Below are 13,887 nucleotides of genomic sequence, written 5' to 3'. Positions count from 1 at the left end.
GTTCCCGCTGGTTCTCATCGCCGGGTTCCTGGCGGTCGCGCTGTCCGGTCCCGGTCCTGTCTCGCTCGACCGCGTCCTCGGCATCGAGGAAACGCCGCAGGAGCGGCAGGGCCCGCGGGCCGCGGTTCCCGGCGAGCCCGGCGTGGCGGGGCGCCCCGCGGCGCCGTTACCGGCAGGGCGCCGCACCCACCGCCCGTGCCACCGCCTCGGCCGTGACGCCCTCCGCGCCGTTGTCGAAGTCCAGGCGGTGGGCGCCCGTCCAGCGGCACTCGGCCCGGGAGGCCTTGTCCCAGAAGGCGTCCCAGTCGGTGAGCTTGGACGCGTCGCGCGCGTAGCCACGGGCTGCCACGCGGGCGCGGGCGGTCTCCTTGTCCGCCCGGACCCGGACCACCACGCATTCCGTCCCCTCGGGCCAGCGGTGCCGGTCGGCCGCCGCTGCGAGGTAGTCGGGGGTGTCGAAGTAACGCCCGAAGGGGGCGTCCAGGACGACCGGGCGGCCGGTGCGGAGGTTGTCCCCGGCGAGGTCCAGGAGGGTCGCGTACTCCAGGTCCATCACCACCGACTGGTAGTACGGGTTGTGGTCCCGCTCGGACGGGTCCGTGCCGGCCCGGGCGAGGAGGGCCTCGGTCAGGCGTGTGCAGACGGTGTCCTTGTCCAGGTAGGCGGCTCCGGTGTGCCCGGCGAGGAGCCGGGCGACGCTGGATTTGCCGGACCCGGCGGGGCCGATCACGACGTAGACGCGGGGGGTGTTCACGGGCTGGCTCCCAAGGGTCCGGGGGATGGCACGCTCGTCCGGATGTCAGGCGGCGACGGGCACACGGTGGTCCTTGACGACCAGCAGGTATGACAGGCCGCCGACGATCAGCAGCGCACCGCCGACGAGGAACACCAGGTTGTAGTTGTTCCCGGTGGCGTCGAGGATCGCGCCGGAGACGACGGGCGCGGCCGCGGCGCCGAGGAATCCGCCGAAGTTCTGGATCGCGCCGAGCGAGGCCACCTGGTGCCGCTCCGCGATGTCACCGGCCAGCGTCCACAGGCAGCCCATCGGGGCCTGCGCGGCGAAGTAGCCGACGCAGAGCAGAACCATCGCGAGGCCGGTGTTGTGCACGTAGGCGACGGGAAGGACCGCGAGGGCGGCGAGCGCGGCGCCGCCGACGATGGGCACCTTGCGCGCGGTGACCGCCGAGCGGCCCTTGCGGACCAGGCGGTTGGACAGCCAGCCGCCGGCGAGGACGCCCACGATGCCGCACAGGTACGGGAGCGAGGACAGCCAGCCGGTGTCGGCGAGGCTGAAGCCGCGGGAGGTCTGCAGGTAGCTGGGCAGCCAGGTCAGGTAGACCCACACCGTGTAGAAGATGCCGAAGGCGCCGAGCACCATGAACCAGGTGTTCTTCTCCTTGAACATCTGCCCCCAGCCCGCCCGCGGCTGGTCCGCCTGCTTCGCGGCGGCCGCCGCCTCCGCGGCCTCGGCGCCCTTGATCAGGGCCTCCTCGCGGAGGGTGGGGTCGCGGTAGACCCGCAGCCACACGGCGACGACGACCAGGCCGAGGGCGCCGATGGCGAGGAACATGCCGCGCCAGCCGAAGGTCAGCATCAGGCCGGTGAGCAGCGGCGGGGCGAGGGCGTTGGCGATCTGCGAGCCGGTGTTGACGATGGAGATCGGCAGCGCGCGCTCTTCCTTGTTGAACCAGCGCTCGTTGACCTTGAGGCCGGCGGTGAAGAACGGCGACTCGGCGATGCCGAGCGCCACCCGCGCCGCGTACAGCGTGCCGAAGGAGGTGGCGGCCGCGCCGACCATGGACACCAGGGACCACAGCCCGGCCGCCCACGCGTACATCTTCTTCGGGCCGAAGCGGTCGACGAGGTATCCGGCGGGCAGATTGGCGATCGCGTACGGCCAGGAGAAGGCCGCGAGCAGCAGCCCCATCTCGGTCGAGCTCAGGCCGAACTCGTCCGCGATGGTGGTGTTCGCGATGCTGAGCGTCGCCCGGTCCAGATAGTTGACGACGCCGCCGATCACCAGCAGGGCGACGAGCACCCAGCGGATCCGGATCGACGTGCGCAGAGCGGTCTCGTCCTGGTCCAGCTCGAGGGAGGCTGGGGGCGTGAGGGTCTGCTCGGCCATGGAAGAGCTCCTTTGCTCCATGAACGGCTAAGACGGTACGTGAACTGCCTGCGCGGCAGCGATTCCGTCCGGCAGGGACAAGCGCGGGTCAGGCGCGGGCTTCGGCGATGGCGGCCAGCATGGCGGCGGCCGCCCGCGTGACGTGACGGTAGTCACCGTCGGCGCGCGCGGCCTTGGTGACGGAGGAGCCGACGCCCACGGCCGTGACACCGGCGTCGAACCACTCCTTGACGTTGTCGGCGGTGACTCCGCCCGCGGGCATGATCGGCGCCTGCGGCAGCGGGGCCTTGATGGTGCGTACGTAGCCGGGGCCGCCGAACTCGGCGGGGAACAGCTTCACGATGTCGGCGCCGGCCTGCATCGAGTCGACGATCTCGGTGGGGGTGAAGGCGCCGCTGACGCTGACCGCCTGGTAGCGGTTGGCGGTCGCCAGCATGTCGGCGTTGAGGTTCGGGCTGACCAGGAGGTTGGCCCCGGCGGAGATGCAGCGGTGGGCGGACTGGGCGTCGAGGACCGTGCCGGCACCGACGACGATGCCGTCGGCGCGGTAGCGGTCGGCGAGGTCGGCGATGACGTCCAGGGCGCCCGGCACGGAGAGGGTGATCTCCAGCGCGCGGATACCGCCCTCGATGGCCGCCTCGGAGACGGCCAGGGCCTCCTCGGCGGTGTCGAGGCGGACGATGAGCAGGGCCCCGGGCCGGATGATGGCGTCCAGGGCGTTAAACTTTGTTCCCATAGCGCAACACCGTAGAACGTCTTTTCACAAACTGTCACGTGAGTGAGAGCGGGGTCACAGAGTGGGATCGCGAGTGGGGGTCGCCGCGGGCGCGGCCACGAGGGGAACGGCCGTGGGCGCCGCACCGGGAGCGGCCTCGGCGGGAACAGCCCCGGGCGTCGCGTCGGGAGTCACGCGGTGAGCGGCGACAAGGCACCTCTGATCCCCGAGCAGCGCCAGCAGGAGCTGCTGCGCCTGCTGCAGGGCAGCGGCGGCGTCCTGAGCATCCGCGAACTGACGGCCGGCCTGAACGTCTCCCACATGACGGTCCGCCGCGACATCGCCGCCCTGGAACAGAGCGGCCAGGTCGTCTCGGTACAGGGCGGCGTCCGCCTGGCCGACTGGGCGGGCGGCGCACCCCCGCGCGAGCGGTCGTCCCGTGCCGCGCTCGAGATGCCCCGCAAGCAGTCGGTCGCCCGGACCGCGCTGAGCCTCGTCGAGGACGGCTCGGTGCTCTACCTGGACGCGGGCACCACCTGCCAGGAAGTCGTCCCGCTCCTCGCCGCCCGCACGGACCTGACCGTGGTCACCAACGACTTCCACGCGGCGCTCGGCCTGATGGCCCTGCCGTCCGTGCACGCGATTCACACCGGCGGGGAGACGGACGCCGACAGCGGTTCGAGCAGCGGCCCGATCGCCGCCCGCACGGTCGGCACGCTCAACATCGACCTGGCCTTCCTCAGCACCGGCGCCTGGGACCTGCTCCACGGCGTGAGCAGCCACAGCTCCGACAAGGTGCTGCTGAAGCAGGCCGTCATGCGGTCCGCCGCCTCGGTGGCCCTGCTCGCCGACAGCACGAAGTGGGGCGGCGTCGAACGCTTCACCGTGGCCCGCCTCGACGAACTCGACACCGTCGTGACCGACGCCGACCTGCCCACGGAGGTCGTCGAGAGCATCGAGGGACAAGGGCCGAAGGTGTTGCGGGCCGAGTGACCGGTCCGGCGCGTCCGCCGATCCACCACGCGCCCGCCCGGCCCCGGCCGCTGTGAATCCGTGTGAACGCCGCCCGATGCCCACGCCGAGAGGCCGGCCGGGCCTCGGGCAGTGCGGCACGCGGTGGCACGGCGCGGCACGCGGCGACACGGTGCGGCACGCGGTGACACGGTGCGGCACGCGGTGACACGGCACACGCACGGGCCGGGCCATCCCCACGCCATGCGCTGCCACATTCTGTAGAATCCGGTGCGGTAGATGCGTTCGGGACGACCCGTACGTGAGAGGCAAGCGCCGGGACGGCCCGCAGATGGGGAGACCTGACCCATGTCGGTCGTCTCTGGTATCCGAACCGTGCTGACCCCCCGGCCCCTGGCGCAGCTCCTACTGGGCTGGATCGCCTATGGCGCGCTGCTCGTCGCACACCCCGTCCTGGAGGGTCCGCTCCCGACACCCACGCTGTTCGCCCTGCTCGCCGGGATCGTCCTGGTGATCGTGGCGTGCGCCTTCGGGGTGGTCACGCAGGCCGAGCGCCTGTCCCACCGGCTGGGAGACCCGTACGGAACGCTGGTTCTGACACTGTCGATCGTGGTGATCGAGGTCATCCTGATCGCGGCCGTGATGCTCGGACCGGGGGAACACGCGACGATCGCCCGTGATTCGGTGATGGCCGTGTCCATGATCATCCTCAACCTCGTGATCGGCGTCGCGCTGCTCGTCGCGGGCACCCGCCACCGCGGCCTGGAGCCCAACCGCGCCGGCGTCTCCTCCTACCTGTCCCTGCTGGTCGTCCTGCTCGCGACGGCGTTCGCACTGCCCGGCCTGATCGGTTCCGACGGCTCCTACACGGCGGGCCAGGCCGTGCCGATCCTCCTCGCCACCCTGGTGCTGTACGCCTTCTTCCTCTACCGACAGACGGGTGCCCAGCGCGAGGACTTCCAGGAGGTCACCGGCGACCGCACCGCGGCGGGTCAGGACCGGCCCGGCGTCCTCGACGTCCTGCGGACGCACCGCACCGAGGTGCTGTCCCGCGCCGTGGTGCTGGTCCTGACCGTCATCCCGATCGTGCTGCTCTCCCACGACATGGCCACCCTCCTCGACGAGGGGCTGGACCGCCTCGGCGCTCCGGTGGCGCTGTCGGGCATCCTCATCGCGATGATCGTGTTCCTGCCCGAGACGATCACCACGATCCGTGCCGCCCACAAGGGGGAGATCCAGCGCGTGAGCAACCTGTGCCACGGCGCTCTGGTCTCCACCGTCGGCCTGACCATCCCAGCCGTCCTCACCATCGGGCTGCTCACCGGCCAGACCGTCCTCCTCGCCGAGACACCCGCGAACCTCGTCCTGCTCGGCGTCACCCTGCTCCTGACGGTCACCTCCTTCTTCGGCAAGAAGGTCACCGCCGTGCACGGCACGGCCCACTTGATGACGTTCCTGCTCTACGCCCTCGTCGTCTTCTCCTGAGGCCGGGGGCGCTGACCGGGGACGGGGTGAGCGCCCTCCCGGGCAACGGCGTGCACGATGGAGGCTGGGCCTGCGGCTGGGGCTGGGGCTGGGGCTGCGGTCACGATGACGACGCCGTAAGCGGGGCACGACGGGACGGGCCCCCCGGTACGGGCCGCTCCCTGGTACGGGCCGCGGTCAGCGGGCGCGCCGCCCGATGAACGCGGCCAGGCCGAGCGGCAGCAATCGGCACGGTCCATCCCTGGGAACGCGGCTTGCGTCATGGCCGACCCAGTACGAGGTGCCCCGGTCGTGCCGCCCTCGCAGCAGCGCCCGGAGCCGGCCGCCTGCACGCGGGAGGCGCTCCACGCCAGCGCGGCCCGACACGCGGGCGACGGTGCCGGCGCAGAGGAGAACCGATGAGAATCATGATCGCAGCGGCCGACTCGCGCGGCGACGTCGCGCTCTCCAGGGGGCCGGGAGCCTAACCGGCCCGGGCCGGCCACGACGTCGCCCTGGACCGACCCCTGGCCTGCGGGGATGACGTAGACCGCTCCGGTCCGTACGTCCACGTACAACCAGGCCGCTGAAGGTGCCCCGGTTCGCAGCACGCCGCCCCATCGAGTTGCCATCCTCCAATCTGGATAGTTAGTGTCCAGTTATGCGGATGAGCCGGGGCGTCGAGTGGGCGGTACACACGTTGCTGAACCTTGCCTGGCTGGGCAGCGGTGAACCGGTGCCGGTGGCCACCCTGGCAGCCGGACACGACCTGCCGCGCGCCTACCTCAACAAGCAGTTGCAACAGCTGGTCAAGGCGGGGCTCCTGGAGTCGCTTCCGGGCACCCGCGGCGGGTTCCTCCTGGCCCGCCCGGCGGAGTCGATCACCTTGCTGGAGGTGGTCGACGCCATCGAGGGCGAATCCACACTCTTTCGCTGCGCCGAGATCCGCCAGTGCGGCACCGTCGGGGCCCGCTCCGTCGGCGGCTTCACCACGGACTGCGCGGTGAAGACCTCGATGGGGCGTGCAGAGCTCGCCTGGCGCAACGCCCTGGCCGAGCAGACCCTCGCCGACGTACAGGCGGAGGCCGACGCTCACGCCCCGGACATGGGACGCACGGTCCGCACGGCCTTCGGGCTCGACCGACAGTAGACACTTTCGGGCGCGGCGAGTTCCGCGCCCGTTTCCCTGGAAGGTGAATCTGGATGAAAAATATCCTGGTTATTGGTGGCGGCTTCGCGGGTGTGTGGAGCGCCGTGGGCGCGGTCCGCACCGCCCGTGAGCAGGGCGTCGATCCCGCGGAGCTGAAGGTGACCCTGGTCGGCAACACCGACGACCTGGTGATCCGCCCTCGCCTGTACGAAGCCGACCCGCAGGCCATGCGCGTGCCGCTGGATCGCGTGCTGGGCCCGGTGGGAATCGAGCGCATAGCCGCCACGGTCACCGGCATCGACACCGAGGAGCGCCGGGTCACCGCCATCGGCCGCCACACGCAGTCGTTCGACCTCTCCTACGACCGTCTGGTGCTGGCCGCCGGCAGCCAGGTCGTCCGCCCGTCCCTGCCCGGGGCGCGGTGGCTCTTCGACATCGACACCATGACCTCCGCCGCCAAGCTCGACCATCACCTGCGGCGCCTGCCCGAGACGCCCTCGCTCGAGGGCCGGTTCACGGCCGTGGTGGTGGGCGCGGGCTTCACCGGTCTGGAGATCGCCACTGAACTCGTCGGCCGCCTGCGGGAACTGGCTCCCGCGGAGCACCGTGACGAGGTGAAGGTGGTCCTCGTGGAGCGCGCCGACGAGCTGGGCCCCGAGCTCGGCCCGGGCCCGCGTCCGCACATCACGCAGGCTCTGCGGGACCTGGGGGTCGAATACCGGCTCGGGACCACGGTGGAAGCCGTCGAGGAACGCTCGGTGACCCTCTCCACGGGTGAGGTACTGCCCACAGCCACCACCATCTGGACCGCCGGCATGACCGCGAGCCCTCTCACGGCCCTCGTCCCCGGCGAACGCGACCGCCTCGGCCGGCTCGTCGTCGACTCCCACCTGCGGGTCAAGGGAGCCCCCGAGGTCTTCGCGGCCGGCGACACCGCGGCCGCCGAGGCCGAGGCCGGACACAGCGTCACGCAGAGCTGCCAACACGCGGTGCCACTGGGCAAGTTCGCGGGACGCAACGTCGCGGCAGACCTGCTGGGCCTGGACCTCGTCCCCTTCGCGCCCGACCCCTACGTCACCTGCCTCGACCTCGGCCCCGCGGGAGCCGTGGTCACCTCCGGCTGGAACCGCGAGGTCCAGACGACAGGACAGGAGGCGAAGCGCCTGAAGGGACAGATCAACAGCGAGTGGATCTATCCCCCGGTCGATGACGCCGACCTCATCCTCCGGGCGGCGGACCACCGCAAGACCTGGCCGACCTCGGAGACCACCGCGTAGGGCGAGCTCAGCCGGCCCTCGCGCTGCGCCGCGATCCGAGCGGGCGCAACGCGAGGGCCGGGCCGTCACCCGCAGGCCCTGGTCCACGGGAGGGCCGGACTCCAGTTCCGCGACATGCGGGTCTGTCAAAAGAGCGGCTCTGTCTCACATTCGGTGGTGCCGGTGGGTCATGAAGGCGACGAGCAGTGCATCGGCCACGAAACCGCAGATCGGCGCCTCATAGCCGGTCTCCCAAGAATCCGGCCGCTCACTTGGTCTCCCGTAGTGAGAGTTCGCCGCGGCAAGCCCGGTGACCCGGCATGATGCCGTCCGCCTCGAAACATCGAGGTCAGGACGCCGGCCGCACTCTCCGCGAGGTGGACATGCTCAACGTGCACAATCCGTCACCACCGAATGTGAGACAGAGCCACGTTTTCGTTTTGCAGTCCCTCGGGCGGGACACGGGGTCTGGGGCCCCACAAGACCTCCCCGCCGTCGGCCCCGCCGATGATGTACGTGCCAACGGACGCTGCGGCTGCGAGGACGTTCTCCGCTGACGCTCAGGGGACGACGTCGCCGGCTTCACGCGCGACAGCCGCCGCACTCCGAGCAGGCATTTACCGCATCCGCCGTAGGAACGTTCGATCACATGTGGGGGTCGTACCGTGCAAGATTCTCTCCGTTCGAGCGCGCATGGTACGGAGAATCGGCGGCACGACCCAGCTGAACGATCTTGGTCAGCCCAGGAAGCTCAGACGAACCTGCCGGTTGGAATTGGAGATGTTGGTGTCCACCAAACTCCGTTAAGGCAACCCCGACGATACCTCGTCATGTCCCCCGCGGACCGACCGTCGGACCGATCTTGGTGAAGCGAAACAGGCATATTAGCCCAAAATGCTTTAATTTCGGGCTCTTTCATGGTGTGTGAGTGATCTGGTGAGGTATGCGCGGACTTGGTCGCCAGACACGCAGGAGGCTGTGCGGTTGCTGGCGGTGTCGGCGCTGGTGGAGGACCGGGCCCGGGTAGAGGTTGCCGCTCTGTTCAGGGTGTCGGTCAGGGCCGTGAACAACTGGTGGACGAGGCGGCAGGACGGCGGGCGGGACGCGCTGCCGTTCCGGCCGCGGGGCCGGCGCGCGGGTGAGCATCAGGTTCTGTCCGAGACCGAGCAGGCCCCGTGCGGCGGCAGACCGTTCTCGACCACACGCCGTCCGGTCGAGGGCTTTCAGGCCAGCTGTGGACGCGGGGGCAGACAGGCCGGCTGATCCTCAAGCTGCACGGAGTCCGCTTCACCAATCCCAGGGTCGGCAAGTACCTCAAGCGCTGAGGACTGACCTTCCAGCGGCCCAACAAACGGGCCGTCGAACAGGATCCGGAAGCAGTCCGGACGTGGCACGAGGCCACCTGGCCGGCGATCCACGCCCGGGCGAAGGCTGATGAGGGCGAGATCCTGTTCGCCGACCAGGTCGGGATCCGCTCGGACCAGGTCACCGGCCGCACCTGGGGCATGAAGGGGAGACACCGGTGGTTCGCCGCACCGGGAGCCGGTTCTCCGTGAACGCGATGTCCGAGTTCAGCACCAAGGGCCGGATGCACTTCATGGTCTTCACCGAGTCGTTCGACGTGACGGTCATGTGCCGCTTCCTCGCCCGCGTCGTCGGTCACTTCGACCGGAACCACCTGATCGTCGACCGGCACTCGGCCCACCACTCGAAGACCGTCCGGGCCTGGCTCGCCGACCACCAGGACGAGATCGAACTGCGCTTCCTGCCCTCGTACTCACCCGATCTCAATCCGGACAAGCTCGTCAACGCCGACCTCAAACGCAGGCTGCCCCACACCCACCGGGCCAGGAACCGGACCGGACTCGCCTCCGAGACCCGCAGGCTCTTCCACCACCGACAACGCCAACCCCACATCATCACCAGCTACTTCAAAGCCCCGCACGTCCGCTACACCCTCGACGAGTGAACCCCATGAGTTTCTGATCAATAGCGCCCGAGTCGGTCCTCCCGCAGAAGTCGCGATCGACTGCGGCTGCCGGAGACGACGCCAGGAAGGGGGTAGCCAAACAGGCTGTCGCGAACGGGGCCAGTTTCCGAAGTGTGTTCACCTCGGAGAAGGTACCGAGAAGTGACGTGCGCGAGGAGTCCAAATCCGGCTGGGCTGCACCAGAATCTCCTCTTTCCTCCTGTCGTTCAGGATGGTCGGGAGCAGTGCTCGGCCAGCGCAGGTAGACAAAGGATTGGGTCCTGATACGCGCCCCACGGGAAACGTCCGCCCATTGAGGGTTGGAGACACAACTCGTGCGACATACAGCGACATTGCACCAGGAAATAATTCTGCCTTCACAGCATCCCCACAGCTTCGTGATCGCATCCGCTACAACCGTGTCTGGTGTCACATCCATCAACTCCCCTTAAGGGAGTGTGCCCCGGTTTAACACCCTTGCTGGATGGTCGAATCGGTCCGTAGGAAGGTCCGGAACGACGCAGTTGACCGATCAAACCCTGCCTCAAATTTGTGGCCAGGGCCAGAAAGGACACGTCTTGTCCGGTAGGTCCATACGAACTGGAATTTCCAGAAGGAAACTCTTCCTTGCGCGGCTTGCAATGGGCGCCGCAGCCATCCTGCTCATGGGGTCCGGCAACATAGCCGTAGCCGACACCGGCGATAGCAACCCTAATTGGGACTATGCGCCCTCGTCACGCCCCGCGGCAGGCCCGGAGTCGGTCACCAGGGCTGCGGCAGCCAATGCCAACAGGCCCGTATCCGGAAAGAACCAGAAGGCCGGTCCGGGAACCAAGGACTCGGCCGGTGTGTGGCAAGTCAATCGCACCACACCCACACTGAGCAACACTGTCACCGACGCCGACGGCGACACTGCGGACCTGACCTTCGAGGTCTACACGACGAACGCCGACGGCACACCGAACGCTCAGGTCAAACTCACCGACCCTGACACCGGCCAACCCGCCTCATTCGGCGTGCTCGTGTCCAACTTTGTGACGTCGGGCGGAACGGCGTCGGTGACCCTCGCGTACGGCGACCTCGAGACGAACACCACCTATGCCTTCCGCACCAGTGCCTTCGACGGCACCCTCTACGAAACTGACTGGTCATCATGGTCGAAGTTCCATACGCGGGGCAGGGCGGTGAGCATCGCTCTCCCTGAGCCGAACAAGGACGCCCCGACACTCAACGAGGACGACTACCAAGAGCCTCAGACGATTCCACAGCCGTCTATGGCCTCAGTTGACCCGACCGTGCCACCGATCGGACGGAGTGCCAACTCCGATTGGAGCTGCGGCACACTGGACAAGGAGAAGGGGATTCAGCCGTGTTCACGGCTGGTTCCGGATGGAAGCAAGGAGACCCGGGACGCGCTCACCACGGGCGCCGCGGCCGACCTGCCCCATCTGGTCGACTGGTGCAACACCTACGCCGATTCGCACATCAAGCGGTATGAGGCATGCATCTCCACCTTCACGTACGAGTACGTCGGCATTGTTGTCGATGAGAGCGGACAGCCCACAGGCGAGACTCTGAACGCCTCATGGGTGCTGGGCCAGGAAGTGAAGTTGTCGGGGACCTCTGCGACCTTCACGCAGCAACTCATCCTCGTCCCAGTGGAGATCGACCCGAAATTCGTCTCGGTGACACTGGACGTGCGGTTCGATTGCATCATGGCTGACGTGTGTTCGAACGGTTCACAATCCTGGGATGGCGCGCTGGAGTGGTCGGCTGCCGATCCGTTCTCGCACACGGCGATCGGGAAGATCGACCACACCTGGAGCGCCGCGAACAGCGCAGACACGCTGGACCTGTCGACGAAGATTAGCGCCTACTCGCCCGTGGCGAACGCGTCTGCCACTCGGTGGCAAGCTGATGGCGCGCAGATCCGCTGCGACAAGATTTCGTCCTCCACTCCGGGATGCGCCTTCTACAAGTACATTCCGACGTGGGTGATGAACTTTGACAAGACGCCGCCGGCAGTGGCACACGCATGGTTGATCCAGTCCAAGCTTCCCACCCACCCGGGGAGCAAGAAAGCCAATAAGCCCCTGTTCTTCCTCCCGTCCGCGGACAAGAACGCACCTGGCCGCGACCCGGACGCCAACCGGAAGGTGATCTGCCCCGACGGATGGGCGGCAACCTACGGCAACCCGGACGCCACCACCGTTCCGGAGATTCAGTCGACCGACAAGGCATCATGTGACGAGTTCGCTTACGCCTCCACCTACAACTCCGGCGGCATGCCCGGTGGCACGAACGAAGTCGATACCGGCAACGACTGCGTGCAGACCTATGCCACCCGAGTCGCGCAGGGCCAATGGCACCTGTACGACGACGTCCGCCAGGCCGCGCCCTCATGGACGGAGAAGTGCGGCCGCTCAGCCATGTCGGGATGGATCAACTCCACCTCGATGGGCGGAGCTTTCAGCGGAGGCTTCTCGGGCAAGTACCGGCTGTTGGACAAGGACCCGTACTGGGTGGACTTCCCCCAGTTCGCGCACTGCGATGCATCCAAGACGACCGTGACCTGCACCGTACCCAAGGCGTGACAGGCTACTGACCGCTGGTGGGGCACGGCACCGCTTCACGCCGTGCCCCACCAGCCCCGCCTTGCAAGAGAAAGAGGTAACAACCATGCCCGACGACGGCCTCGCATGGATTGCAGCAGCCTGGCGCGGAGCGAACGTGAGCGCCACCGAGCTGTACATCACCTGCGCCCGGGGCCTGAGCCCAGAGGCGCTCGCCGAACGTATGGCTGACCACGAACTCGTCCAGGCCGCCCCCGCCATGACCGTCGCGGAAGCGTCAGCCATGGTCGACCTCGCGCACATCTACTGCGTTGGCCGTCTTGGCCGAAGCGGCGACTGGTCGTTCATCGTGGAGAGCGGGGGGAGCGAAGGATGGGCCCTGGATCCGGCCGTGTCTCGTGGCACCGAGGTCCTTATCTTCGACCCGCGACCAGATGACCCGCCCTCCATCTTCCGGTACCTGGCCGACGGGGACGTTCAGCTGCACTTCGAGTTGGGTGCCGGCTATGACCCTGCCGGAGCACAGCCCGACCTCCTGCGTCCGGCGCTGGAGGTGGCCGGGGTCATCCCTCCGGAGGACTCCATGGACGACCTACTCGGTGCCGACGAGGAGTTGCCAACCAGCGAGGAGAAGCGCCGAGTGCTGAAGGTCATTGGAGATCACTTCGGACTCTCGCTACCGCGGCACGAGATTGAGAGCGGGCGACTTCCCGGCGTCGTCACTCGCACCTCGCCACCAGCCTCTTGGTGATCACGAGTACCTGGAGAGGTCCGGTCACGCCCCCGAGGAATCCAGGGCCCCGGCAAAGTTGTTTTGTAGACCTGTGACGTGGGCCTTTCAAGGCGAGCCCGGGGCCGAAAGATGGTCCCCGCAGGCCGCAATCGATGGGCGGGCTGCAACCATCGGGTCGGGCGCCGTGTCCTTTTCGGTATGCCAGCGAATCGCCAGCGTGGGCATCTCATGCATGATCAGGAGCTGCGGTTGTGGAAGGCCAGCCGAGCTCTGACCCTGGCCTTCGTCGCGGTGATCATGGTCGCCAACGGGCCTCTTCTACGGCTTGGTGGTGCTGCTCGACTTCGACTCGATCGACACCGGCGCCGAACTCGACGCGAAGACCCTGTTCGATTTGGTGAAGCTGTCGTTCGGCGTGGTCGCCGGAGCCAGTGCGCTCGGTGCCCCGGTCGTCGCCTACCGCCGCCAGCGAGTCGACGAAGCCGGCGCCCACCGCTTCGTGAGATGGATTCACAGCCGTCTGCCCCCAATTCAGGTTCGCCAGCTGCTCCTTGAAGCCCGACCGGCATCGCGACAGACACCCGGACTTGCGCCGATCCTTTGATACGGCCAGCTGGCAGAGCCTACCGCCGGAGAGACTACAGACGGAGACTTCACGCACGCCCGGTCTGCAGCGCTCATGGCCCCAGGCTCCCAGCGAGATACTTGCGGCACCGTGCCCCAGAGTTGTCTAAGTCGCTAATGTCCTGAGTCGGTAGTCCGCTTGCGGTTATAGGGTGGGGTTATGCCTGGTCCGAAGCCGCTGCCGTTGGAGTTGTCCGATCACGAACGCCGTGTGCTGCGGGGTTGGTTGCGCAAGCAGACCGCGTCGCAGGCGCTGGTGCTGCGGTCGAGGATCGTGCTGGCGTGCGCTGAAGGGCGGTCGAACGC

General features: G+C 68.1%; 12 protein-coding genes and 1 pseudogene. 10 read left to right on the top strand and 3 right to left on the bottom strand.

Features of this window, described 5'->3' with window-relative positions; translation table 11 throughout:
• Positions 1-166 precede the first annotated feature (166 nt).
• From ABZ564_RS07305 to eda, 3 genes are all read right to left on the bottom strand, one after another.
• Positions 167-754 carry an ATP-binding protein gene (locus ABZ564_RS07305; protein ID WP_360850910.1) on the bottom strand — a complete coding sequence of 196 codons (588 nt, stop codon included), beginning with the start codon at positions 752-754 and terminating at the stop codon, positions 167-169.
• Between the two features lie 45 nt (positions 755-799).
• Entirely contained in the window at positions 800-2,125 is a 1,326-nt protein-coding gene (locus ABZ564_RS07300) for an MFS transporter (protein ID WP_360850907.1), read from the bottom strand.
• A gap of 88 nt (positions 2,126-2,213) precedes the next feature.
• Complete coding sequence (gene eda, locus ABZ564_RS07295; RefSeq protein ID WP_360850904.1) at positions 2,214-2,861, bottom strand: bifunctional 4-hydroxy-2-oxoglutarate aldolase/2-dehydro-3-deoxy-phosphogluconate aldolase; 648 nt, start codon at positions 2,859-2,861, stop codon at positions 2,214-2,216.
• Positions 2,862-3,038: 177 nt separating this feature from the next.
• Here eda and ABZ564_RS07290 point away from each other — a divergent pair, with 177 nt between their 5' ends.
• The 10 genes and pseudogenes from ABZ564_RS07290 to ABZ564_RS07245 all read left to right on the top strand — a co-directional run.
• On the top strand, positions 3,039-3,833 hold the full coding sequence (locus tag ABZ564_RS07290) for a DeoR/GlpR family DNA-binding transcription regulator (protein WP_360850901.1): 795 nt from the start codon (positions 3,039-3,041) through the stop codon (positions 3,831-3,833).
• 327 nt (positions 3,834-4,160) lie between these two features.
• Positions 4,161-5,297 carry a hypothetical protein gene (locus ABZ564_RS07285; RefSeq protein ID WP_360850898.1) on the top strand — a complete coding sequence of 379 codons (1,137 nt, stop codon included), beginning with the start codon at positions 4,161-4,163 and terminating at the stop codon, positions 5,295-5,297.
• A gap of 640 nt (positions 5,298-5,937) precedes the next feature.
• Entirely contained in the window at positions 5,938-6,426 is a 489-nt protein-coding gene (locus tag ABZ564_RS07280; RefSeq protein WP_360850895.1) for an Rrf2 family transcriptional regulator, read from the top strand.
• A 53-nt stretch (positions 6,427-6,479) separates the two neighbouring features.
• Positions 6,480-7,703 (top strand): FAD-dependent oxidoreductase, encoded by a 1,224-nt coding sequence (locus ABZ564_RS07275; RefSeq protein ID WP_360850891.1) that lies wholly within the window; start codon positions 6,480-6,482, stop codon positions 7,701-7,703.
• Between the two features lie 903 nt (positions 7,704-8,606).
• Entirely contained in the window at positions 8,607-8,945 is a 339-nt protein-coding gene (locus ABZ564_RS07270; protein ID WP_360850887.1) for a helix-turn-helix domain-containing protein, read from the top strand.
• A gap of 298 nt (positions 8,946-9,243) precedes the next feature.
• Positions 9,244-9,651, top strand: a complete 408-nt coding sequence (locus ABZ564_RS07265; RefSeq protein WP_360851302.1) for a transposase — start codon at positions 9,244-9,246, stop codon at positions 9,649-9,651.
• 641 nt (positions 9,652-10,292) lie between these two features.
• Positions 10,293-12,245, top strand: coding sequence for a hypothetical protein (locus ABZ564_RS07260; RefSeq protein WP_360850884.1), 1,953 nt, complete (start codon positions 10,293-10,295; stop codon positions 12,243-12,245).
• Between the two features lie 85 nt (positions 12,246-12,330).
• Positions 12,331-12,975, top strand: coding sequence for a DUF6461 domain-containing protein (locus tag ABZ564_RS07255; protein ID WP_360850880.1), 645 nt, complete (start codon positions 12,331-12,333; stop codon positions 12,973-12,975).
• A gap of 313 nt (positions 12,976-13,288) precedes the next feature.
• Entirely contained in the window at positions 13,289-13,561 is a 273-nt protein-coding gene (locus ABZ564_RS07250; RefSeq protein ID WP_360850877.1) for a hypothetical protein, read from the top strand.
• Between the two features lie 180 nt (positions 13,562-13,741).
• Positions 13,742-13,887, top strand: a pseudogene (locus ABZ564_RS07245) (IS630 family transposase); the annotation flags it as partial.

Source organism: Streptomyces sp. NPDC019224 (assembly GCF_040632605.1).
GTDB lineage: Bacteria > Actinomycetota > Actinomycetes > Streptomycetales > Streptomycetaceae > Streptomyces.
Note: the sequence above shows the minus strand (reverse complement) of the source record. Positions and strands in the feature narration are given on the sequence as shown.